The sequence below is a fragment of the Caldimonas hydrothermalis genome (assembly GCF_056746695.1).
In genome coordinates, this window is the sequence record NZ_JBWQXA010000002.1 from 57,754 (window position 1) to 79,658 (window position 21,905).

Genomic DNA, 21,905 nt, shown 5'->3' on the forward strand with positions numbered 1-21,905 from the left:
AGCCCCGATCTTGACCCAAAACGACGGCTCAGTGACGCACCGGCTCCAGCGTGCCCACCAGGGCCAGACGGCTGCGGTCGGCATGGGAGCGCCAGCGGGCATCACAGGCGGGCACGTCCACTTCCACCGGCTCGGTCTGAGACTGCCAGTCCAGGGCCTCTTCCAGCAGGCCGGAATCGCCGGCCGTCAGTGCCATCGCGCTGCGCCACAGGCGCTGCATGCGTTCCGCGGGCGCACAGCCGTGCTGCACACGGTGGGCGCGTTCATAGCGTTCACGGCAATCCGGTGGCTCGAGATGGCAACACTCCCAGCGACCCGTGATGTCAGGCATCGGTCGCACCAGTGAGGGCTCCATGCTGTCGGCCTGGGCGTCGTACAACCCGAGCAGGGTCAGGCCGTCCGCAAAGCGGATGCGGGCAAGATGTTGAGTCATGGGGCTAATCGAAGACATAGATTCCTTGCGGGTGAGCGCGAGCCGGACCGGCCCGAAGGGACGGACGGCTGGCGTTTCCCAAAAACGTGCAGATAGGATCACAAAACCAACCCCAGGTGCCTCCCCCTAAAGGGGGAATTCCAGCGGCGTCATGCACGCACACGGGCTTTCGATGCGGTGCGTTCACAATGCGGACATGTCCAGTCCCTTGCGTCTGCCCCGATGAGCGCTACCGACCGTCCCTTGGCTTTGACGATGGGAGACCCCTGCGGCGTCGGCCCGGAAATCCTGGCCCGCGCCCTGGTCGCCGGAGCGATGCCCGCTGCTGTCGTGGTGGGCGATGCCGCCGTGATGCGCCGTGCCCTGGCGTGCCAAGGCTTGCAGGCGCCCGTGGTGGTGCTCGACCATCCGGACGAGGCGGTCTCGGTGCCGGCGGCTGCCGTGCCCGTGATCGAGCCCCCCGGCCTGCCCATGGGCTTGGCCCAGCTGCCCTGGGGCCGCGTCGATGCGCGCGCTGGCGCAGCCGCTGCCTGCTGTGTGCGCCAGGCCATCGCCTGGGCGCGTGCCGGCGAGGTGGCTGGCATCGTCACCGCGCCGCTGCACAAGGAGGCGCTGGCTGCAGCGGGCGAGCCCTATCCCGGCCACACCGAACTGCTGGCCGCCGAGGCGGCCGGCCCGGGCGAGGCCGCACCGGCGGTGCGCATGATGCTGGCCAATGACGAGCTCAAGACCGTGCTCGTGAGCATCCACCTGCCGCTGCGCGAGGCGATCGAGCGGGTGACGTGCGAGTCGGTGCTGGAGACGATCCGCATCGCCCACCGCAGCGCGGCGCTGTGGGGGCAACCGCGGCCGCGTATCGCGGTGGCCGGGCTCAACCCGCATGCGGGCGAGGGCGGCCTGTTCGGCGACGAGGAGATCCGCCACATCGCCCCGGCCATCGAGGCGGCGCGCTCCGAGGGCATCGACGCCCGCGGCCCTTACGCGCCCGACACGGTCTTCATGCGGGCCCGCCACGCGCCGGGTCATCCGGGCGAGTTCGACCTGGTGGTGGCGATGTATCACGACCAGGGCTTGATCCCGGTGAAGTACCTCGGGGTGGAGCAGGGCGTGAACGTGACGCTGGGCCTGCCTTTCATTCGCACCAGCCCCGACCATGGCACCGCCTTCGACATCGCCGGCACGGGCCGGGCCGATCCGTCCAGCCTGATCGCCGCGGCCCGCATGGCCCGCCGGCTCAGCGCTGGCTGTTCGCGGTGAGCTCGGCGAGCTGCTTGCGCGCGCGTGCCACGGCGCGCTCGATCAGGTAGGCCTGCTCGAAGGCGCGGAAGCGCCCGGTCTCGCACATCTTGGTCAGCATGCGCCCAGTCATCGAGACGATGGTCTGGTGCTTCTTGCCGTGGCTGAAGATGAAGAAGGTCCGCCCCGGGCTCACCCAGTTCAGCCGCACCTTTTTCCACTGGCCGTCCAGGTGCATCTGGTAGGCCACGCCAGGCTGCACGTGCTGTACCAGGGCCACGCCCTGCGTGGGCTGCTCGGGCCGCATCTCGGGCTCGAGTGCCTCGAGGTTGATGTCCACGTCGGTGCCGCCGGCCTCGCCGCCGCTGAGGTCGATGTCGATGCGGCCGTCCCAGTCGATGGCGGTCTCGGCCACCAGCCCGATGCTGCGGGCCTCGTCGGGCGAGAAGTTCGTCTCCGGGGCTGCCACCGCGGCCGGCACCTCGGTGGGCGGCACCTCCTCGGCCGTGGGCACGACCAGCCGGTCCAGCCCCTGGAGCTGGGCGTCGAGCTGGCGCATCTGGAAGTCGGTCAGCGGCTGGCCCTTGAGCGACTGGGCATGCAGCGGCAGCAGTTCGGCGAAGAAGGCCTTCTTCTGCTCCTCCGGGTGGTGAATCAGCGCCAGGCCCTCGTTGAGCGTCTTCATCAACTGGGGCAGCGCCAGGATGAACTGCTTGCGCTCGGCTGGCGTGGCTTTGGGCTGCACCGACATCACCAGTTCGCGTGCGGCACGCCGGATGCGCCGGGTCGTCTCGGCCTGCGACCCGTGGCGCAGCGTGGCCTCCACCTCGACCTGGCTCCACACCTTCACGAGGAAGTCGCGGATGAAGTCGTGCAGACCGATCGACGCCAGCACGCCGTGCATCTGCATCTCGTGTCGGTGCACGATGCGCAGTTGGGCTTCCTTGTTGGCCAGCAACGCGACCGCCTCGGCATGAGCCAAAGCCTCGTCCTGCGCCTGTTCCTGCACGAAAGTCTCGAGGGCCCGCAGCCTGCCCTCGTAGAGATCCATCTGGTCGAAATCGCCCTCGACGACCTGCTGAACCAGTTCGCGCACCAGGCTCAGGAAGCGCTTGCCGGGGCCTTCGTCGAAGTCCTCGAAGGCGCAGGCGATGGAGGCCATGCGGTTGACGAACTTGCGCACCGGATGGCTGCGCGAGGAGAAGAACTGCACGTCCTTGAGCGCCACCCGCAGCACGGGCAACTGCAGTCGGGCGATCTGGCGCGCCATCTGCGGCGGCACCTTCGGGTCGGACAGGATCTGGTCGAACAGCGAGGCGACGATGTCGATCACCATGTGATCGAGCGCCCCGCTGCTGGCGCGCATCAGTTCCTCGCGGTGCGCGCGGATCAGGTTGACGGCCATCAGGCCGCTCAGGCCCGAATGCAGTCCCCCCGGGGCCGTGGAGGGGGGCGCCGCGCCGGCCCCGCTGGTGCTCCAGCCGCCTGTGCTCACGCCGTCCAGCGCGCCCGGGCCGCTGGTCAGGTAGGCCAGGCGGCGGATGACATCCAGCATCTGCGCGTCGGCCCCGGCCGGTGCCCCCGGGCGGCCGAGGCCGCCCAGTCCACCCTGGCCGGACGGGCCACCCGCCCCGCCCAGGGCCGCCGCGCCGCTGACCGGCAGACCGCCCGCCCCGCTCGGACCGGGGGCGGTGCTGCCCAAGACGCCTGCACCGCTGGGCCCGAAGCCGGCCGGCGCGGGCACGCCGAACAGGGCGCTCAGGGCCTGTGCCGCCTGGCGCTGGTCGGCCAGGGGGCCGCCCCCGGTGCTGCGAAAAGGCACGGCCGGGGCCGTGACGCCGCCGGTGCCCGAGATGACGGCGCTGCGCACGGCCAGACCCACCGGCTGGATCCCCCGCGCGCTGAGGTCGGCGACGATCGCCCCATAACACTGGCGCATCGACTTGGCCAACCCGTGGCCCAGTTCACTGGCCAGCGTCTTGCGCACGGCGGCCTCCGGGCTCACCACTTCGATGCTGCGGAACAGCGCCTTGCCGATGACGTCCGGCCGGACGGGGTTGCGCTCCGGGTCGGGCCGTCCCAGGCCCAGCAGCGAGCCCATGTAGGCATCCAGTTCGCGCAGCTCCCACTCGCACTCGTGCTCGATCTCCAGGCCGAGCCGATGGGCCGTGACTTGCTCCTCGACCTCGCTGTCGCCCACCAGGCTGAGCGAGGACCAGTCGGTGCTGGCCAGGCTGCGCCCGCTGCCCACGCGCGGCGTGATCTCCTGGGCGACCTTCTCGTTGAGCACCGAGGTGAACGTCATGTTGAAGGCCGACAGCTTGCGCTGCAGGTCGAACTGCGCCGACATGTAGGCCTGGCGTTGCGCATTGCTCTTGGCCGACAGCGCGAGCATGCCCAGCGCGTCGACCACGCGGCTGGCGGTCGACGACGCGGTGTTCAGGATCTTCTGCACAGCCGCCTGCATGGCGGCGTGGAGTCGCGGGTCGGGCAGGGTCATGGCACTTGCGGTTGCAAGAGGAAACAGTATGGCCCGAAAACCGCCCCCCGGGGCCCGCTGCGCTGCCGGGAGGCGCTTGCGCCCGGCGGTGTGCCAAATCGGGCACAGGTGTGGCCGGGTCGTCTGTGCCGGCCCGCCACGCCAGGCCCGGCGCGCGTAACGTCCGGTTACTTCTTCAGGGCGTCGCGAATCTCGCGCAACAGCACGATGTCTTCCGGGGGCGCGGCCGGCGCCGGCGCCGGCGCCGGGGTCTGGCGCTTGAGCCGGTTGATCTGCTTGACCATCAGGAAGATGATGAAGGCCAGGATCAGGAAGTTGATCGCCACCGTGAGGAAGCTGCCGTAGGCCAACACCGCGCCGGCCTTTTTCGCCTCGGCCAGGGTCTCGGCGGTCTGGCCTGCCAGCGGGATGAAGTAGTTGGAGAAATCCAGGCCGCCGAAGAGGGTGCTCACCACCGGCATGATCACGTCACCCACCATCGAGTCGACGATCTTGCCGAACGCCCCGCCGATGATCACCCCGACGGCCAGATCGATGACGTTGCCTTTGACGGCAAACTCCTTGAATTCGCTCATGAAGCCCATGCAGTTCTCCTTAGTGCTTGGCCCACCCGTGGCGCCCCTCGCCCGCGGTTGCGCGCAGTATGCCTGCGGGGACTGCGGCGGCCAAGCCGGGCGGCGGCGCGCGCGGCTGGCGCACAGCCGGGCGGCGTTCGCTCTGGCTGGGCGTCCCGGCTGTCCGCTAGAATCGCGGGTTGCCCCTAACCAAAGAAGTGCTTCTGAGGATCCCCCATGAGTGATCAGCAAGTGGACAAGAGCCGCCGCACCTGGGTCGCCATTGCCTGTGGCGCGGGCGCTGTCGGCGGCGTGGCCACCGCCATCCCCTTCGTCAGCACCTTCCAGCCGTCCGAGCGTGCCCGTGCCGCCGGTGCTGCGGTCGAGGTGGACATCAGCACGCTCAAGCCGGGCGAGATGATCACCGTGGAGTGGCGGGGCAAGCCGGTGTGGATCCTGCGTCGCACCCCCGAGCAGCTCGAATCGCTGGCCAAGACCGAGTCCCAGGTGGCCGACCCGAACTCCGAGCGCACCCAGTACCCCACGCCGGAGTACGCGCGCAACCAGCATCGCTCGATCAAGCCCGAGATCTTCGTGGGGGTGGGCATCTGCTCGCATCTGGGGTGCTCGCCCGTCTCCAAGTTCACGCCGGGCGCCCAGCCCTCGCTGCCCGACGACTGGCAGGGCGGCTTCCTGTGTCCCTGTCACGGCTCCACCTTCGACATCGCCGGGCGCGTGTTCAAGAACAAGCCTGCACCGGACAACCTGGAAGTGCCGCCGCACATGTACCTGTCCGACACCAAGCTGTTGATCGGTGAGGACAAGCAGGCCTGAGCCCTGATGCACGGACAAGAAAAGGTGACACCCCATGGCTGAATTCAAAGAGGCGCCCGTCGGCGCCACCGCGGGCCAGAAGCTGCTGACCTGGATCGACAACCGCTTCCCGCTCACCAAGCTCTACAACGAGCACATGGGCGAGTACTACGCGCCCAAGAATTTCAACTTCTGGTACGTCTTCGGCTCGCTGGCCCTCGTGGTGCTGGTGATCCAGATCGTCACCGGCATCTTCCTTGTGATGCACTACAAGCCCGATGCGAACCTCGCCTTCGCCTCGGTCGAGTACATCATGCGCGACGTGCCCTGGGGCTGGCTGATCCGCTACATGCACTCCACGGGTGCCTCGGCCTTCTTCATCGTCGTCTACCTGCACATGTTCCGCGGGCTGCTCTACGGCTCGTACCGCAAGCCGCGCGAGCTGGTGTGGATCTTCGGTTGCGCGATCTTCCTGTGCCTGATGGCCGAGGCCTTCTTCGGCTACCTGCTGCCCTGGGGCCAGATGTCCTACTGGGGGGCCCAGGTGATCGTGAACCTGTTCGCTGCCGTGCCCTTCATCGGCCCCGACCTGGCCCTGCTGATCCGCGGCGACTACGTGGTCTCCGACGCCACCCTGAACCGCTTCTTCAGCTTCCACGTCATCGCCATCCCGCTGGTGCTGCTGGGCCTGGTGGTGGCGCACATCATCGCGCTGCACGAAGTGGGCTCGAACAACCCTGATGGCGTCGAGATCAAGGCCAAGAAGGATGCCCAGGGCCGTCCGCTCGATGGCATTCCCTTCCATCCGTACTACACGGTGCACGACATCTTTGCGCTGAGCGTCTTCCTGATGGTGTTCTCGGCCGTGGTGTTCTTCGCGCCCGAGTTCGGCGGCTACTTCCTGGAGTTCAACAACTTCATCCCGGCCGACCCGCTGAAGACCCCGGCGCACATCGCCCCGGTGTGGTATTTCACGCCGTACTACTCGATGCTGCGCGCCACCACCGACCTGATGGTCAACGTGCTCGTTGTGCTGGTCGCGCTGGGCGCCATCCTGGCGGTGCTGCGGGGCGGCTTTGGCGCCAAGGGCAAGCTGGCCATCATCGTCGGTGCCGTGGTGGCCGCCGGTCTGCTCAAGGCTTTCGATGCCAAGTTCTGGGGCGTGGTGGTGATGGGAGGGGCCGTGATCATCATGTTCTTCCTCCCCTGGCTCGATCGCAGCCCGGTCAAGTCCATCCGCTACCGTCCCGACTGGCACAAATACATCTACGGCGCGTTCGTGCTCGTGTTCGTGGTGCTGGGCTATCTGGGCATCCAGCCGCCCTCGCCGATGGGCGAACTGATCTCCCAGATCGGCACGCTGTTCTACTTCGGCTTCTTCCTGCTCATGCCCTGGTGGTCGCGCCTGGGCGAGTTCAAGCCGGTACCCGAGCGTGTGACCTTTGCCGCCCACTGAGCCCGCCGGAGTCTGCCCCATGAAAAAAATGATCCAAACACTGCTGGCCGCGCTGGTGCTGAGTGTCGGCCTGTCCACGGCCCATGCGGCCGGTGGCGGCATCGCCTGGGACAAGTTCCCCAAAGAGCGGGTCACCGACCTGGCCGCGCTGCAAAACGGTGCCAAACTCTTCGTCAATTACTGCCTGAACTGCCATTCGGCGGCCTTCATGCGCTACAACCGCCTGCGCGACATCGGCCTGACCGAAGAGCAGATCAAGAACAACCTGATGTTCACCACCGACAAGGTGGGCGAGACCATGAAGGTGGCCATCGACCCGAAGATGGCCAAGGAATGGTTCGGCGCCAATCCGCCCGACCTCACCGTCATCGCCCGTTCGCGCGCGGCCGCCGGCAAGGGTTCGGGCGCCGATTACCTCTACACTTACCTGCGTACCTACTACCGCGACGACACCAAGGCCACCGGCTGGAACAACCTGGCCTTCCCCAGCGTGGGCATGCCCCATGTGATGTGGGAGCTGCAAGGCCAGCGCGTGGCACGCTACGCCCAGCAGCCCGATCCGCACGATCCGAGCAAGACCGTCGAGGTGTTTGCCGGCTTCGAGCAGATCACTCCGGGCAAGATGACCGAAGCCGAGTTCAACTCGGCCATCGCCGACTTGGTGGCTTTCCTGCAATGGATGGGAGAGCCGGCCCAAAACCAGCGTGTGCGCCTGGGGGTGTGGGTGCTGATCTTCCTGGCAGGTTTCACCTTCATCGCCTGGCGCTTGAACGCCGCTTATTGGAAAGACGTGAAATGAGACGGGCGTGACGCGGGCCGCTGAAGCGGCGCAGCGTCATCCCCCGCCGGAGTGGGCCCGCCGACGCGTCCCACTCCTTTCGTTTTTAGGATCTCTCGCCTCACGAGGAGCTCGCCACCATGATGGTGCTTTACTCCGGAACCACCTGCCCCTACTCCCACCGCTGCCGCTTCGTGCTGTTCGAGAAGGGCATGGACTTCGAGATCCGCGATGTCGATCTCTTCGCCAAGCCCGAGGACATCGCGCTGATGAACCCGTACAACGAGGTGCCCATCCTGGTGGAGCGCGACCTCATCCTGTACGAGTCCAACATCATCAACGAATACATCGACGAGCGCTTCCCGCACCCGCAGCTCATGCCCGGCGACCCCGTGGCGCGCGCCCGTGTGCGGCTGTTCCTGCTCAACTTCGAGAAGGAGCTGTTCGCCCATGTCAACGTGCTGGAGTCGCGCGGCATCAAGCCCACCGACAAGCAGCTCGAGCGCGCGCGCGCCCAGATCCGCGACCGGCTGACCCAGTTGGCGCCGATCTTCCTCAAGAACAAGTACATGTTGGGCGAGGACTTCTCGATGCTCGACGTGGCCATCGCCCCGCTGCTGTGGCGCCTGGATTACTATGGCATCGACCTGTCCAAGAACGCCATGCCGCTGCTCAAGTACGCCGAGCGCATCTTCTCTCGGCCGGCCTACATCGAGGCGCTGACCCCGTCCGAGAAGGTCATGCGCAAGTGATGATGCGATGAGCGATCCCAACGCACCTGACAGCCCCGAGGTCGCCTCCACACGGCCCTACCTGATCCGTGCACTGCACGACTGGTGCACGGACAACGGCTTCACGCCCTATCTGGCCGTGTACGTGGACGACTCGGTGCAGGTGCCGCACGAGTACGTGAAGAACCGCGAGATCGTGCTCAACGTCAGCTTCGATGCCACCAGCGGGCTCAAGCTCGGCAACGAGACCATCGAGTTCCGTGCCCGCTTTGGCGGAGTGGCGCGTGACATCGTGCTGCCGGTGGACCATGTGATCGCCATCTATGCCCGCGAGAACGGGCAAGGCATGGCCTTCCCGGTGCCGGCAGCCGCCGCCGGTGAGCCTTCCTCGCCTGCCGACGGTGCGCAGCACGGGGCGGCACGATCGACCGGCGGCCCGCTCAAGCTTGCTGCGGGCCGCACCCCGGCCGAGCCGCCCGGCGAGGAGCCCCCCGAGCCCTCACCGCCCAGCGGCGGCCGCCCCGCGCTCAAGCGGGTCAAGTGAGCCCTTTAGAATCCTGAGTGCACCTCGCCGCAGGCCAGGCTGCCGGCTTAGCTCAGTTGGTAGAGCAACCGCCTTGTAAGCGGTAGGTCATCCGTTCGAGTCGGATAGCCGGCACCACCCGTTTTCCACCGGCCGGGGGTCACCGCCGCAGCCTGGATCGTCAGCGGGGCGCACTCGGCCGATGGGGTCTGCGCATAGAATCCGGGCCATGATGATGCGACTTTGGTCGTTGGTGGTGCTCATGGTCCTGGCCGTGGCGGCCCACGCGGTGCCGTCGGGTCCCGTCACCCCCATTGCAGCGGCCCTCCACGGCGCGCTGGCCGAGCCGCCGACCGACCCTGTGGCCCCACCCGGCAGCGATGCCGCGCAGCCGGAGCATTCTTCGGCGGGCGCCGCGCCCATCGATCCGGCCGTCGAGCTCCATGCGGCCGTGGCCATCGAAGCGCACCTGGAGCAGCCCCTGACCACCCAGGTCTGGTCCCTCCGCACGGGGGCCCGCCTCGTGCCCTCGCCGGTGCTTGACGGACTGCTGCGCCCACCGACCTGCGACGCACGGGCCGCCTGACCCGGACCGTCCCCGGCCGGGGCCCAGCGACCCCGACTGTCTACCCCCCGTGGCCGCCCAGAAGCGGCCCCTCGTAGTTTTCACCCTCACCTTTTGGAGCCTTTTCCATGAACGAGAACACGGTCCTTCCGTCCGCGCTGGGCGCATCGGTTCCTTCCCTCCAGGAGCGCAACCGCGTCTTGCGCAACACCTACTGGCTGCTGGCCCTGTCGATGGTGCCCACCGTGCTGGGGGCCTGGCTGGGTTTGGCCACCGGCATCACCCGGGCCATGTCGCCCATGGTGGGTCTGGTGGTCTTCCTGGGCGGCGCCTTTGGCTTCATGTTCGCGATCGAGCGCACCAAGAATTCGGCCGCGGGCGTGCCCGTGCTGCTGGCTTTCACCTTCTTCATGGGTGTGATGCTGTCGCGCCTGGTGGGCGTGGTGCTCGGCCTGGCCAATGGTGCGAGCCTGATCATGACGGCCTTTGCCGGCACCGGTGCGATCTTCTTCGGCATGGCGGCCCTGTCGTCGGTCATCAAACGCGACCTGAGTTCGATGGGCAAGTTCCTGTTCGTCGGCGTCATCATGCTGTTGGTGGCCGGCATCGCCAACGTGTTCATCCAGTCCAGCGCCCTGATGATCACCCTGTCGGTGCTGGCGATCGGCATCTTCTCGGCCTTCATCCTGCATGACCTCAAGCGGGTGCACGACGGTCTGGAAACCAACTACATCTCGGCCACGCTGGGTGTCTATCTGAGCTTGTACAACGTCTTCCAGTCGCTGCTGGCCCTGCTGGGCCTGTTCGGCGGCCGCGAGGAATAAGGCCTTGCGGGCGGCGCGCAGGTCGCGGCCGTGTGCTGGCTGACCTCGTGGCCATGCACACCATAGACCACCACCGGCTGGCCGGTCACCTGCGCGTGGGCTCACCGCACCATCCCGGCCGGGTCGCGCGATCGGGTGCCCGGGATCATCACATCGGCCTGCGCGAACACGGGTGCGCGCCGCACGTCGAACGCCGCGGCGCCCTCCAGGGCCTCGGGGCCGACCCCTCCTTCGGGTTCACAACGTTGACGCGGTGTCCTTTCATGCCGGGCTGTGCAGAAGCAGGCTCGCGCCCAGGCCGATCAGGGCGCAGCCACCCAGCAGCGGCATCACCCCCAGCTTGAAGCGAAACAGCGCCACCGCCGCGCCTGCGGCGATCAGCGCCGAGATGGCATCGAAGCGGCCGGCAAAGCCTTGCGGCCACAGCACGTGGTAGGCGAAGAAGAGCGCGAGGTTCAGGATCACGCCCACCACCGCCGCGGTGATGGCCGACAGCGGCGCCGTGAAGCCCAGCTTGCCGTGCGTGGCCTCCACCGCCGGCCCTCCTGCGAGGATGAAGACGAAGGACGGCAAGAAGGTGAAGAAGGTGACCACCGTGGCGGCGAACGCCCCGCCCAGGAAGAGCGCCTCGGCACCCAGCACCTGGTGCAGCCAGCCGCCCACGAAGCCGACAAAGGCCACCACCATGATCAGCGGGCCCGGTGTGGTTTCACCCAGGGCCAGGCCGTCGATCATCTGCGCGCCGCTGAGCCACTGGTGATGCTCGACCGCACCCTGGTACACATAGGGCAGCACCGCATAAGCGCCGCCGAAGGTCACGAGCGCGGCCTTGGTGAAGAACCAGCCCATCTGCGCGAGTGTGCTGTCCCAGCCCTGCCAGGCGATGAGTGCGGCCATCGCGGCCGCCCACAGCGCCAGGCCCGAGGCCAGCACCTTGGCCACAGGGGAGCGCGAGAAGCGCGCATGCACCGGCGGCGGCGTGTGGTCGTCGATCAGCGCGGAGCCGTGGCCGGCCTGGGCTGCACCAGGGCCGCCGCCAAGCGCAAAGACCGCAGGCCAGCGGCGCGCACCGACCGCACCGATCAGCGCGGCCCCAGCGACGATGGCCGGAAAGGGCGTGTCAAAGGCGAAGATGGCGACGAAGGCCGCGGCCGCGATGCCCCACATCCAGCCGTTCTTTAGCGCGCGTGTGCCGATGCGGTGAGCGGCGTGCAGCACCAGCGCCGTCACGGCCGGTTTGATGCCGTAGAACAGGCCGGCCACCGCTGGCACGTCGCCAAAGCGCAGGTAGACCCAGCTCAGCGCGATCAGGATGAACAGCGAGGGCAGCACGAAAAGCGCGCCGGCGACGATGCCACCCCAGGTGCGGTGCATCAGCCAGCCGATGTAGGTGGCCAGTTGCTGGGCCTCGGGGCCGGGCAGCAGCATGCAGTAGTTCAGGGCGTGCAGGAAACGCTTTTCGCTGATCCAGCGGCGCCGCTCGACCAGTTCGCTGTGCATGATCGCGATCTGCCCGGCCGGGCCGCCGAAGCTGATGAAGCCGAGCTTGAGCCAGAAGCGCAAGGCCTCGCCGAAGCTCACCAGCGCCGGGGCGGCGGTGTCGTCGGCGGATGGCATGGAAGCCTCAGGGGCGGAGGATGCGTTCATCGGGAGCTTGCGGGAGCGGCGTAAAGGGCATCGAACACCTGGGCCGCGGCGGCGGCCAGGCGGTCGTTGTCGGCATGCACCTGGCGCCGGCCGGGGCGTCCAGGCAGAGGCACTCGGCCTGCGGGTCGATGAAGCGCCGGATCAGCCAAGCGCAGGCCAGTCGGTCGACCCGGGGCCCACATGGTTGAAATATAGATCTCAAGCCTGGAAATAATGATTCCGCCTTCGCCAGTGGGCGGCCGGTGGGCAGGATGAGGGCGTGCGCTCCGAGCCCGGCCGGACGGATCTGGATCCACCGGGGTCGGCTCGTCGTTAGGGGGTGCGGGTTTGCACGGATGTCGGGGCCGATGTTCCGTGACACCTGCACGGCGGGTTACCGACGGTTTCCGTTGCCGGGGTCAGTTCGATTGAACCTTCACCCTGATTGCGCTAACCTGCCAGCCCTGTTGGCGTAAGGCCGCTTCGAGGCGCGGCTGGAGTTGGCGCAGTTTGGCGGCAGCCGCTGCGTTGGGAGCCAGCAGCGTCCACCCCGCGTCATCGACGGGCCCGGCTTTGACATGGGCCGCGAGCGCCGGGGGCAGGAGGGGGCGGATGCCTTCGAGGCGCGACTGAGATTCGCGCATGAGTTGTTGAAGCCGCTCCAGCACGGTGTGGCGGTTCATGGCCTCTTGGATGGGCAGCGTGCGGTCCGCGCGGGCATTCATGGGGTGGGAGTGTACTGATGCAGATCATGATCACCCACAGCCGGTTCGCGCGCACGCGCGTGCTGACGCTCAACCGCTGGCAGTTGGCCGCGGTGCTGGGCGGCGGCCTGGGTCTGATGATGCTGCTGTCGGGGCTGGTCTACCACTTCATCTTCCTCAAGGCCGCGCGCGAAGGGTGGCCGGTGGTCAGCCAGATCGTGCGCCTGGTGGTCAAGGACGAGTTCGCCCAGCGTGACCGCTTCCTGCGGGAGAACCTCGACGCCATGGCCCGCAGGGTGGGCGAGATGCAGGCCCGCCTGGTGCAGCTCGAGGCCGTGGGTGAGCGCGTGTCCGACATGGTGGGGCTCAAGCCCGACCAGATCAAGGCGGCGGTGTCCGACGGACCCAAGGGAGGGCCCTATGTGCCCACCGCGCAGCCTTCTTTCGAGCAGCTCCAGCGCCTGGTCGACGAGCTCGACCATGCCGCAGCCCTCCACGCAGACCTCTTCACGCTGATCGAATCCCAGCTTTTCGAGCAGCGCATGCAGGCACTGAGGATCCCGAACACCCGCCCGGTGGCGGCGCCCACCAGCTCCGGCTTCGGCTTCCGGCACGACCCTTTCACCGGCCGCCAGGCCCTGCACACGGGGCTGGATTTCCCGGCCCCCGTGGGCACGCCCATCCAGGCGGCGGCCGGCGGGGTGGTGATCGCGGCCGAATACCATCCGGCCTACGGCCAGATGGTGGACATCGATCACGGCAACGAGCTGGTCACCCGCTATGCCCATGCCTCGAAGCTGCTCGTCCGTCAGGGCGACTTGGTCAAGCGCGGCCAGGTGATTGCCGAGGTCGGCTCCACCGGCCGCTCCACCGGGCCGCACCTGCATTTCGAGGTGCTCGTCTCGGGCGTGCCCCAGAACCCGGCCCGCTTTCTTGCCGGCCAGGGCCCGCGGCAGGCCCTGGCCGAGGTCTCGGCGGCCCGTCCTGCGGCGCCCTGAGGCCCGACGCCGGGCCCATGCCCGCGCCCGGCGGTGAAAGGGCAAGGCCCGGGGGCGGCACCCCTTGGCACGCCCACCCCGCGGTGCTCCCGGCCTGGAGGCCCGGTGCTAAACTCGACCGCTTTGGAGCTCCGGGGCCGACACAGGCTGTCGGACCCGCGCCGAGCGACGCATCGAACCGGTGCATCTCCCTTCCCGGTGTGTTTCCGACGGCCCGGTCCCCGAGGTCCGTCCACCGTATCTGACGACCCCATCACGCATGTTGCCCAAGCTTCTCACCCAGATTTTCGGCAGTCGCAACGACCGGCTCCTCAAGCAGTACCGGCGCGTGGTGGAGCGCATCAATGCCCTGGAGCCGCAGTTCGAGGCTCTGGACGACGCGGCCCTGCAGGCCAAGACCGGCGAATTTCGCCAGCGCCTGGCCCAGGGGGCTTCCCTCGACGACCTGCTGCCCGAAGCCTTTGCGGTGGTGCGCGAGGCCAGCAAGCGCGTGCTCAGGATGCGCCATTTCGACGTGCAACTGATCGGGGGCATGGCGCTGCATGACGGCAAGATCGCCGAGATGCGCACGGGTGAGGGCAAGACGCTGACGGCCACGCTGCCCGTTTACCTGAATGCGCTGGCTGGCAAAGGTGTCCACGTGGTCACGGTGAACGACTACCTGGCCCGCCGCGATGCCGAGTGGATGGGACGGCTCTATGGTTTCCTCGGCCTGAGCGTGGGCGTGAACCTGCCCCAGATGTCGCGCGAGGACAAGCAGGCGGCCTACGGGGCCGACGTGACCTACGGCACCAACAACGAGTTCGGGTTCGACTACCTGCGCGACAACATGGTCTACGAGACGGCCGACCGGGTGCAGCGCGGCCTGCATTACGCGATCGTCGACGAGGTGGACTCCATCCTGATCGACGAGGCGCGAACCCCGCTGATCATCAGTGGCCAGGCGGAGGACCACACCGAGCTGTACATGCGCATCAACCAGGTGGTGCCGCTGCTCAAGCGCCAGATCGGCGAGGCCGACCCGCGCACCGGCGAAGGGGTGATCGAGCCGGGCGACTTCACGATCGACGAAAAGAGCCGTCAGGTCTTTCTGACCGAGCAGGGCCACGAGAACGCCGAACGCGTGCTGACCCAGGCCGGGTTGCTGGCCGAGGGAGCGAGTCTCTACGACCCCTCGCACATCACCCTGGTGCACCACCTGTATGCCGCACTGCGCGCCCATCATCTCTTCCACCGCGATCAGCATTACGTGGTGCAAAACGGCGAGGTGATCATCGTCGACGAGTTCACCGGCCGCCTGATGGCCGGGCGTCGCTGGTCCGACGGCCTGCACCAGGCCGTGGAGGCGAAGGAGGGCGTGGCCATCCAGGCCGAGAACCAGACCCTGGCATCGATCACCTTCCAGAACTACTTCCGCATGTACGGCAAGCTGGCCGGCATGACGGGCACGGCCGACACCGAGGCCTATGAGTTCCAGGAGATCTACGGCTTGGAGACGGTGGTCATCCCGCCGAACAAGCCCACGCAGCGCAAAGACGAGCTCGATCGCGTCTACAAGACCAGCCGCGAGCGCTACGAGGCGGTGATCGCCGACATCCGCGAATGCCATGAGCGCGGCCAGCCCGTGCTGGTGGGCACGACCTCGATCGAGAACTCCGAGTTGCTGTCGGACCTGCTCACCAAGGCCGGGCTGCCGCACCAGGTGCTCAACGCCAAGCAGCATGCGAAGGAGGCCGAGATCATCGCCCAGGCCGGGCGCCCGGGCATGATCACGATCGCCACCAACATGGCCGGCCGCGGCACCGACATCGTGCTGGGCGGCAATGTGGACAAGCAGGTGCAGCTCATCGAGGCCGACGAGTCGCTGAGCGAGGCCGAGAAGCGGCAGCGCATCGACAAGCTGCGCGCCGAATGGCAAAGCCTGCACGAGCAGGTCAAGGCGCTGGGGGGGCTGCGCATCATCGCCACCGAACGCCACGAGTCGCGCCGCATCGACAACCAGTTGCGCGGCCGCTCGGGCCGCCAGGGCGACCCCGGCTCCTCGCGCTTTTACCTCTCTCTCGAAGACCCGCTGATGCGCATCTTCGCGGGCGACCGCGTCAAGGCCATCATGGACCGCCTGAAGATGCCCGACGGCGAGGCCATCGAGGCGGGCATCGTCACACGCTCCATCGAAAGCGCGCAGCGCAAGGTCGAGGCACGCAACTTCGACATCCGCAAGCAACTGCTGGAGTACGACGACGTCGCCAACGACCAGCGCAAGGTCATTTACCAGCAGCGCAACGACATCCTGGATGCCACCGACATCAGCGCCCAGATCGCCCACCTGCGAGAAGGCGCGCTGACCGATGTGGTGCGCACCTATGTCCCGGCCGACAGCGTCGAGGAGCAATGGGACCTGGCGGGGCTGGAGAACACGCTGCGTGACGAGTGGCAGCTCGACGTCGACCTGCGCCAGTGGGTCGAGTCCAGCGAGGCGGTGTCCGATGAGGACATCGTCGAGCGTGTGGTGCAGGCCGGCCACGCAGCCTACCAGGCCAAGGTGGAGCGCGTGGGCAAGGAGCAGTTCGCGCAGTTCGAGCGCATGGTGCTGTTGCAGTCCCTTGACACCCATTGGCGCGAGCACCTGGCGGCACTGGACTACCTGCGTCAGGGCATCCATCTGCGCGGCTATGCGCAGAAGAACCCCAAGCAGGAGTACAAGCGCGAAGCCTTCGAGCTCTTCGCGCAACTGCTCGATGTGGTGAGGATGGAGGTCACGCGCATCTTGCTGACGGTGCGCATCCAGACCCAGGAGCAGGTGGCCCAGGCGGCCGAAGCCATCGGGGACAAGGCCGAGCACATCAGCAACGTGACCTACACCCACCCCAACGAGGATGGCACGGTGGCCAGCGAGACCGACCCGCGCACCGCCGCCGTCCAGGTGCCCAAGGTGGGCCGCAACGACCCCTGCCCCTGCGGCAGCGGCAAGAAATACAAGCACTGCCACGGCAAGTTGAACTGAGGTCGAACATGCCTGTGAACCTGCAAGCTCCCGATCCCCGGACTCTGCACCCGGTGCCCGGTGTGCGCATCGGCATCGCGATGGCCGGCGTGCGCAAAGCCCAGCGCAAGGATCTGTGCGTCTTCGTGCTCGACGAGGGGGCGGCGGTGGCCGGGGTCTTCACGCGCAATCGCTTCTGCGCGGCGCCGGTGCAGGTGGCCCGTGAGCATCTGGCCGCCGGGCAGGGCATCCGGGCCCTCGTGATCAACACCGGCAACGCCAATGCGGGCACGGGCGAGGAGGGCCTGGCCCGTGCCCGCACCACCTGCGAGGCCCTGGCCGGCCATCTCGGCGTGAGCCCCACGCAGGTGTTGCCGTTTTCCACCGGCGTGATCATGGAGCCGCTGCCGGTGGAGCGCATCGTGGCCGGCCTGCCCACGGCCCTGGCCGATCTGAAGGCCGACCATTGGGCGGATGCGGCGCAGGCCATCATGACGACCGACACGGTGCCCAAGGCCGTTTCGCGCCAGGTGAGCATCGGTGGCCAAACGGTCACGATCACCGGCATCAGTAAAGGCGCGGGCATGATCCGGCCCAACATGGCCACGATGCTGGGCTTCCTGGCCACCGATGCGAACATCGATCCGGGCTTGCTGCCCGCCCTGGTGCGCGAGGCGGCCGACCAGTCCTTCAACCGCATCACCATTGACGGCGACACCTCCACCAACGATGCCTTCGTGGTCATCGCCACGCGCCAGGCGCGCCATGCCTCGATCACCCAGCTCGAATCGCCCGAAGGGGCCGTGCTGCGCGAGGCCGTGATCGGCGTGGCGCAGCAACTGGCCCAGGCCATCGTGCGCGATGGCGAAGGGGCCACCAAATTCATCACCGTGCGTGTGGAAGGCGGCGCCACGAAAGACGAGTGCCGCAAGGTGGCCTACGCCATCGCCCACTCACCGCTGGTGAAGACGGCCTTCTACGCCAGCGATCCCAACCTGGGCCGCATCCTGGCCGCGGTGGGCTATGCAGGCATCGAGGACCTCGATCAGACGACGATCGACCTCTACCTCGACGACGTGCATGTGGCCCACCGGGGCGGCCGCCATCCGCAGTACCGGGAGGAGGATGGCCAGCGCGTGATGAAGCGCTCTGAAATCACCGTGAGGGTGCTGCTGGGCCGTGGCCAGGCCCATGCCACGGTGTGGACCTGCGATTTCTCGCACGACTACGTCAGCATCAACGCCGACTATCGAAGCTGAGCCGACCCCAGGTGGCGCTCCAGGCGATCGAGCGTGAGCTGCAGCGAGGTCATCGCCCGGGCACTGCGCTCGCGTCGGCCGGCCGCCTTCACGTCCAGCAGTGTGCGTGAGGTGTCGGCCAGCACGGCGGTATCCAGCGTGATCCCGTGGCGGGCCAGGCGCGGTGCCAGCTCGTCCATGCGCGCGCGCAGCGCCTGGCGGGTGCTTTGGTAGGCGTGCTCGGCCAGGCGGCGGCGCTGGGCATAGCTGAAAGTGTTGGCCAGAAACATCTCGGCATCGTGCGCTTCGGGCTCGAAGAGCACGATGTCGGTGTGCGGATAGGCCCGCTCGTAGCTGCGCAGCCCCAGCTCCAGCCGGGAGTGGATCATCGAGCGGAAGGTCTGGGACAGCACCACCGGCAGGCCACCATCGGCGATGCGTGGGATGCGATGCGCGCTGCGTTCCTCGCCCTCGCGTGCCTCGAAAGGCACCAGCGGATTCAGGCAGATCAACAGGTCCAGGCCTTGCTCCAGCAGCACCGAGGCGTGCACCGTCTTCTTCAGCGCCCCATCCACATAGTGGCGGCCGTCGATCTCCACCGGCGGGAAGAGCCCGGGCAGGGCGGCACTGGCCTGCACGGCCCGCGAGATGGGCACATGATCCCAGCCCGGCTGGCCGAAGGGCGCGGCCGATCCGCTGTCCAGGTCGGTGGCCACCAGCACGAGCTTGCGGCCCAGGGTGCGGAAATCATTGCTGCGGCCGGGAGCGGAGAAGAGCTCGGCCAGCCGGGTGTGGATCTGCTCGTTCGAGAACAGGCCCGTGGGCAAGGCACGCCCCAGGCGCTCGACGGCCCCCATCAGCGAACGCCGCCCGAAGGTGTAGTGCCAGGCGGCCGACCCCAGCAGCCCCGGCAGGGCGGCAGCGCGCTGCACGAACTCGCCCACGGCCGGACGCACCAGCAGCGAGGGCTCGAAGACCTCGCGGGCCGGCCCCAGGTTCTCGATGAACGCGCGGCACAGCTCGCGCGGCGTGTAGCCGTTGGCCAGACCCGCGGCGATGAAGCCGCCGGCCGAGACGCCCACATAGCCCTCGCACTGCGTCAGCGATAGGCCTTGCAGCGCCTCGTCGAGCGCGCACAGGGCGCCGATCTCGTAGATCGCCCCCAACGGGCCGCCACCGGCCAGCGCCAGGCCGATGCGTGCCCGGGCGGTGCGGCCGGTCATCCTCAGGCAGCGGCCTTGCGGGCCGGGGCCCGCTTGGCGGCCGCCTTCTTGGCCGCCGCTGCCGTCTTGCGGGGGGCCTTGGCGGCACCGCCGGCCGGCTTGGCCGAGGTCTTGGACAACTTGGCCACGGCCTGGCTGAGCGCATCGATGCGCGCGATCAGGGCATCGACATCTTTGTGGCTGGGCACGCCCAGCTTGTTCAGCGCGCGCGAGACGCGCTCCTCGAAGATGGCTTCGAGCTTGTCCCAGTGCTGGCCGGCGCGGCCGGTGATCTCGCCGGCCATCGCGCTCATCCTGCCGGTGACCTCGCCGATCTTGTCCTCGGCCACGGCCTGGGTCTTGCGCTGCAGGGACACCCCTTCCTTGACCAGAGCCTCGAAGACCTTGCCGCCTTCGGCCTGGGCCTTGGAGAACGCCCCCAGGCCGGCCAGCCAGATCTGCTGCGCCGATTCGCGCACGGTGGCCGCGAGCTGGGAATCGAGCAGGCCGGCGGGGGAGGTGGCCTTCTTCTCGGCCATCTTCTGCAGTTTCTTGACCATGGGGGTTCCTTCCAGGTTGCGTGGAGACAGGGGCACTATAGGGGGGGCACCCTAGGCGCGACAGCCTAATTCTCTAGTGAGGCGCCTCTATGGCGACCCTGGGGAAAGCGCGCAGCGCCGGCGCGGCGGTGCTCGTGAAGAATCGGGGCCATTCGTCTCCAGGAGGGCTGTCATGCGGTATTTCGTCACCGGTGCCACCGGTTTCATCGGCAAACGTCTGGTCAAGAAGCTGCTCGAGCGCCGCGGAGCGGTCGTGTATTTCCTGCTGCGCCAGGAAAGCCAGGCCAAGGTGCCGGAGCTGCTGGCGTACTGGGGCGTGAGCAAGGCGCGCGCGATCCCTGTGCACGGCGATCTCACCCAGCGCCGGCTTGGTGTGGCGGCCGAGGATGTGAAGGCCTTGAAAGGCCAGATCGACCACTTCTACCACCTGGCGGCCGTTTACGACCTGGCCGCCGCCTCCGACACCCAGGTGGCCGTGAACGTCGATGGCACTCGGCACACGGTGGAGTTTGCCAAGGCCATCGAGGCGGCGCACTTCCATCACGTGTCCTCGATCGCGGCCGCGGGGCTGTACGAGGGTGTGTTTCGCGAAGACATGTTCGAGGAGGCCGAAAACCTCGACCATCCCTACTTCCACACCAAGCACGAGAGCGAGAAGCTCGTGCGCAAGGAGTGCAAGCTGCCCTGGACGGTGTACCGGCCGGCGATGGTGGTGGGCGACTCGCGCACCGGGGAGATGGACAAGATCGACGGGCCCTACTATTTCTTCAAGCTCATCCAGCGCCTGCGCCAGCTCCTGCCACCGTGGATGCCGATGGTGGGCCTCGAAGGGGGGCGCGTGAACATCGTGCCGGTGGACTTCGTGGTCGATGCCATCGATCACATCAGCCACGCCAAGACCCCGTTGGCCGGCAAGTGCTTTCACCTGGTCGACCCCAAGGGCTACCGCGTGGGCGATGTGCTGGACATCTTCAGCAAGGCCGCGCATGCGCCCAAGATGAATGTCTTCGTCAATGCCGCCTTGCTCGGCTTCATTCCAAAGGGGGTCAAGAAGAGCCTGATGGCATTGGCCCCGGTGCGCCGCGTGCGCAACGCCGTGATGAAGGACCTGGGCCTGCCCGAGGACATCCTGACCTTTGTCAACTATCCCACGCGCTTCGACTGCCGCGAGACGCTGGCCGTGCTCAAGGGCAGCGGCATTGCCTGCCCCAACCTGCACGACTACGCCTGGCGCCTGTGGGACTACTGGGAGCGTCACCTCGACCCCGACCTGTTCATCGACCGTTCGCTCAAGGGGGCCGTGGCCGGCAAGGTGGTGCTGGTGACGGGCGGCTCCTCGGGCATCGGCCTGGCGGCGGCCAAGAAGTTCGCCGAGGCCGGTGCGATCACGGTGATCTGCGCACGAGATGAGGCCAAGCTGGCGCAGGCCCGGCAGGAGATCCTGGAGGCTGCCGGGGCCGATGCGCAGGTGCACGCGTACTCGGCCGACATCGCCGACGAGGCGAGCTGTGCTGCCCTGGTGGCCTGGCTCAACGACGAGTTCGGCGGCGTGGACGTGCTGATCAACAACGCGGGCCGCTCGATCCGCCGCGCCATCGAGAACAGCTACGACCGCTTCCACGATTTCGAGCGCACCATGCAGCTCAACTACTTCGGCTGCCTGCGCGTGACCATGGGTTTGTTGCCGGGCATGGTGGCCAAGAAGAAGGGCCACGTGGTCAACATCAGCTCGATCGGTGTGTTGACCAATGCGCCGCGCTTTTCGGCCTATGTGGCCAGCAAGGCGGCGCTGGACGCCTGGACGCGCTGCGCGGCCAGCGAGTTCGCCGATGTGGGCGTGAGCTTCACGACGATCAACATGCCGCTGGTGCGCACGCCGATGATCGCGCCGACCAAGATCTACAACAACGTGCCCACGCTCTCGCCCGAGGAGGCTGCCGAGATGATCGCCCAGGCCGTGGTCGACAAGCCGGTGCGCATCGCCACCCGCCTGGGCATCCTGGGCCAGGTGCTGCATGCCCTGGTGCCACGCGTGGCGCAGATCATCATGAACACCAGCTTCCGCATGTTCCCCGACAGTGAGGCCGCCAAGGGGGACAAAGGGGGCAAGCCCCAGCTCTCGGCCGAGGCGATCGCGCTGCAACAGATGATGCGAGGCATCCATTTCTGACGCGGCTGCCG

Annotated in this window: 20 protein-coding genes and 1 tRNA gene; 13 read left to right on the plus strand and 8 right to left on the minus strand. The window is 67.7% G+C overall.

The annotated features are described in order from the left end of the window. Nucleotides 1-28: 28 nt before the first annotated feature. Nucleotides 29-433 (minus strand): hypothetical protein, encoded by a 405-nt coding sequence (locus AC1ECW_RS03555; protein WP_409710186.1) that lies wholly within the window; start codon nt 431-433, stop codon nt 29-31. 222 nt (nt 434-655) lie between these two features. On the opposite strand from AC1ECW_RS03555, the gene pdxA reads away from it, so the two are divergent. Next, a complete protein-coding gene (gene pdxA, locus AC1ECW_RS03560; RefSeq protein WP_481201220.1) occupies nt 656-1,690 on the plus strand; it encodes a 4-hydroxythreonine-4-phosphate dehydrogenase PdxA in 1,035 nt (344 codons plus the stop codon). On the opposite strand, the gene AC1ECW_RS03565 is transcribed toward pdxA, so the two are convergent. Both AC1ECW_RS03565 and mscL read right to left on the minus strand, forming a co-directional pair. Then, on the minus strand, nt 1,668-4,169 hold the full coding sequence (locus AC1ECW_RS03565) for a DUF1631 family protein (protein WP_481201221.1): 2,502 nt from the start codon (nt 4,167-4,169) through the stop codon (nt 1,668-1,670). The two genes, pdxA and AC1ECW_RS03565, sit on opposite strands and share 23 nt — an antisense overlap. Nucleotides 4,170-4,336: 167 nt before the next feature. Beyond that, on the minus strand, nt 4,337-4,753 hold the full coding sequence (gene mscL, locus AC1ECW_RS03570) for a large conductance mechanosensitive channel protein MscL (RefSeq protein ID WP_481201222.1): 417 nt from the start codon (nt 4,751-4,753) through the stop codon (nt 4,337-4,339). A 207-nt stretch (nt 4,754-4,960) separates the two neighbouring features. Between mscL and petA the strand changes: the two genes are divergently transcribed. From petA to AC1ECW_RS03610, 8 genes are all read left to right on the plus strand, one after another. Next, nucleotides 4,961-5,557 carry a ubiquinol-cytochrome c reductase iron-sulfur subunit gene (gene petA / locus AC1ECW_RS03575; protein WP_409709432.1) on the plus strand — a complete coding sequence of 199 codons (597 nt, stop codon included), beginning with the start codon at nt 4,961-4,963 and terminating at the stop codon, nt 5,555-5,557. A 34-nt stretch (nt 5,558-5,591) separates the two neighbouring features. Next, nucleotides 5,592-6,992: a cytochrome b gene (locus tag AC1ECW_RS03580; protein ID WP_409709429.1), complete on the plus strand. Its 1,401-nt coding sequence runs from the start codon at nt 5,592-5,594 to the stop codon at nt 6,990-6,992. 19 nt (nt 6,993-7,011) lie between these two features. Continuing rightward, nucleotides 7,012-7,791 (plus strand): cytochrome c1, encoded by a 780-nt coding sequence (locus AC1ECW_RS03585; protein WP_409709426.1) that lies wholly within the window; start codon nt 7,012-7,014, stop codon nt 7,789-7,791. Between the two features lie 119 nt (nt 7,792-7,910). Next, nucleotides 7,911-8,522, plus strand: coding sequence for a glutathione S-transferase N-terminal domain-containing protein (locus tag AC1ECW_RS03590; protein ID WP_104303140.1), 612 nt, complete (start codon nt 7,911-7,913; stop codon nt 8,520-8,522). A gap of 7 nt (nt 8,523-8,529) precedes the next feature. Then, nucleotides 8,530-9,045 (plus strand): ClpXP protease specificity-enhancing factor, encoded by a 516-nt coding sequence (locus tag AC1ECW_RS03595; RefSeq protein WP_409702090.1) that lies wholly within the window; start codon nt 8,530-8,532, stop codon nt 9,043-9,045. A gap of 41 nt (nt 9,046-9,086) precedes the next feature. Next, nucleotides 9,087-9,162: transfer RNA gene (locus AC1ECW_RS03600), tRNA-Thr, on the plus strand. Between the two features lie 91 nt (nt 9,163-9,253). Further along, nucleotides 9,254-9,610 (plus strand): hypothetical protein, encoded by a 357-nt coding sequence (locus AC1ECW_RS03605; protein ID WP_409702092.1) that lies wholly within the window; start codon nt 9,254-9,256, stop codon nt 9,608-9,610. Nucleotides 9,611-9,717: 107 nt separating this feature from the next. After that, entirely contained in the window at nt 9,718-10,413 is a 696-nt protein-coding gene (locus tag AC1ECW_RS03610) for a Bax inhibitor-1 family protein (protein ID WP_409702094.1), read from the plus strand. A gap of 261 nt (nt 10,414-10,674) precedes the next feature. On the opposite strand, the gene chrA is transcribed toward AC1ECW_RS03610, so the two are convergent. From chrA to AC1ECW_RS03625, 3 genes are read right to left on the minus strand one after another with little or no spacing between them, the layout of a single operon-like run. After that, the gene (gene chrA / locus AC1ECW_RS03615; protein ID WP_481201223.1) at nt 10,675-12,030 is read right to left on the minus strand and encodes a chromate efflux transporter; all 1,356 of its coding nucleotides are present in this window, start codon (nt 12,028-12,030) and stop codon (nt 10,675-10,677) included. Nucleotides 12,031-12,037: 7 nt separating this feature from the next. After that, nucleotides 12,038-12,427, minus strand: coding sequence for a chromate resistance protein ChrB domain-containing protein (locus AC1ECW_RS03620; protein ID WP_481201224.1), 390 nt, complete (start codon nt 12,425-12,427; stop codon nt 12,038-12,040). Nucleotides 12,428-12,458: 31 nt separating this feature from the next. After that, nucleotides 12,459-12,764 carry a DciA family protein gene (locus tag AC1ECW_RS03625; protein WP_409702100.1) on the minus strand — a complete coding sequence of 102 codons (306 nt, stop codon included), beginning with the start codon at nt 12,762-12,764 and terminating at the stop codon, nt 12,459-12,461. Between the two features lie 17 nt (nt 12,765-12,781). Here AC1ECW_RS03625 and AC1ECW_RS03630 point away from each other — a divergent pair, with 17 nt between their 5' ends. The 3 genes from AC1ECW_RS03630 to argJ all read left to right on the plus strand — a co-directional run bounded on the left by AC1ECW_RS03630 (nt 12,782) and on the right by argJ (nt 17,983). After that, nucleotides 12,782-13,741, plus strand: coding sequence for a M23 family metallopeptidase (locus tag AC1ECW_RS03630; protein WP_481201225.1), 960 nt, complete (start codon nt 12,782-12,784; stop codon nt 13,739-13,741). 259 nt (nt 13,742-14,000) lie between these two features. Further along, nucleotides 14,001-16,745, plus strand: a complete 2,745-nt coding sequence (gene secA, locus AC1ECW_RS03635; RefSeq protein ID WP_481201226.1) for a preprotein translocase subunit SecA — start codon at nt 14,001-14,003, stop codon at nt 16,743-16,745. 8 nt (nt 16,746-16,753) lie between these two features. Further along, a complete protein-coding gene (argJ, locus tag AC1ECW_RS03640; protein WP_481201227.1) occupies nt 16,754-17,983 on the plus strand; it encodes a bifunctional glutamate N-acetyltransferase/amino-acid acetyltransferase ArgJ in 1,230 nt (409 codons plus the stop codon). Here the strand turns inward: argJ and AC1ECW_RS03645 are convergent. Beyond that, a complete protein-coding gene (locus AC1ECW_RS03645) occupies nt 17,971-19,185 on the minus strand; it encodes a patatin-like phospholipase family protein (protein ID WP_481201228.1) in 1,215 nt (404 codons plus the stop codon). The two genes, argJ and AC1ECW_RS03645, sit on opposite strands and share 13 nt — an antisense overlap. Nucleotides 19,186-19,187: 2 nt before the next feature. Then, on the minus strand, nt 19,188-19,724 hold the full coding sequence (locus AC1ECW_RS03650) for a phasin family protein (RefSeq protein ID WP_409702111.1): 537 nt from the start codon (nt 19,722-19,724) through the stop codon (nt 19,188-19,190). Between the two features lie 172 nt (nt 19,725-19,896). On the opposite strand from AC1ECW_RS03650, the gene AC1ECW_RS03655 reads away from it, so the two are divergent. Next, entirely contained in the window at nt 19,897-21,894 is a 1,998-nt protein-coding gene (locus AC1ECW_RS03655; RefSeq protein ID WP_409702113.1) for an SDR family oxidoreductase, read from the plus strand. Nucleotides 21,895-21,905: the final 11 nt, after the last annotated feature.

Bases quoted from the DNA above. Each gene is read 5' to 3' on its own strand.
- AC1ECW_RS03555 (WP_409710186.1), bottom strand. From the start codon at position 433: ATGACTCAACATCTTGCCCGCATCCGCTTTGCGGACGGCCTGACCCTG.
- pdxA (WP_481201220.1), top strand. From the start codon at position 656: ATGAGCGCTACCGACCGTCCCTTGGCTTTGACGATGGGAGACCCCTGC.
- AC1ECW_RS03565 (WP_481201221.1), bottom strand. From the start codon at position 4,169: ATGACCCTGCCCGACCCGCGACTCCACGCCGCCATGCAGGCGGCTGTG.
- mscL (WP_481201222.1), bottom strand. From the start codon at position 4,753: ATGGGCTTCATGAGCGAATTCAAGGAGTTTGCCGTCAAAGGCAACGTC.
- petA (WP_409709432.1), top strand. From the start codon at position 4,961: ATGAGTGATCAGCAAGTGGACAAGAGCCGCCGCACCTGGGTCGCCATT.
- AC1ECW_RS03580 (WP_409709429.1), top strand. From the start codon at position 5,592: ATGGCTGAATTCAAAGAGGCGCCCGTCGGCGCCACCGCGGGCCAGAAG.
- AC1ECW_RS03585 (WP_409709426.1), top strand. From the start codon at position 7,012: ATGAAAAAAATGATCCAAACACTGCTGGCCGCGCTGGTGCTGAGTGTC.
- AC1ECW_RS03590 (WP_104303140.1), top strand. From the start codon at position 7,911: ATGATGGTGCTTTACTCCGGAACCACCTGCCCCTACTCCCACCGCTGC.
- AC1ECW_RS03595 (WP_409702090.1), top strand. From the start codon at position 8,530: ATGAGCGATCCCAACGCACCTGACAGCCCCGAGGTCGCCTCCACACGG.
- AC1ECW_RS03605 (WP_409702092.1), top strand. From the start codon at position 9,254: ATGATGATGCGACTTTGGTCGTTGGTGGTGCTCATGGTCCTGGCCGTG.
- AC1ECW_RS03610 (WP_409702094.1), top strand. From the start codon at position 9,718: ATGAACGAGAACACGGTCCTTCCGTCCGCGCTGGGCGCATCGGTTCCT.
- chrA (WP_481201223.1), bottom strand. From the start codon at position 12,030: ATGCCATCCGCCGACGACACCGCCGCCCCGGCGCTGGTGAGCTTCGGC.
- AC1ECW_RS03625 (WP_409702100.1), bottom strand. From the start codon at position 12,764: ATGAATGCCCGCGCGGACCGCACGCTGCCCATCCAAGAGGCCATGAAC.
- AC1ECW_RS03630 (WP_481201225.1), top strand. From the start codon at position 12,782: ATGCAGATCATGATCACCCACAGCCGGTTCGCGCGCACGCGCGTGCTG.
- secA (WP_481201226.1), top strand. From the start codon at position 14,001: ATGTTGCCCAAGCTTCTCACCCAGATTTTCGGCAGTCGCAACGACCGG.
- argJ (WP_481201227.1), top strand. From the start codon at position 16,754: ATGCCTGTGAACCTGCAAGCTCCCGATCCCCGGACTCTGCACCCGGTG.
- AC1ECW_RS03645 (WP_481201228.1), bottom strand. From the start codon at position 19,185: ATGACCGGCCGCACCGCCCGGGCACGCATCGGCCTGGCGCTGGCCGGT.
- AC1ECW_RS03650 (WP_409702111.1), bottom strand. From the start codon at position 19,724: ATGGTCAAGAAACTGCAGAAGATGGCCGAGAAGAAGGCCACCTCCCCC.
- AC1ECW_RS03655 (WP_409702113.1), top strand. From the start codon at position 19,897: ATGCGGTATTTCGTCACCGGTGCCACCGGTTTCATCGGCAAACGTCTG.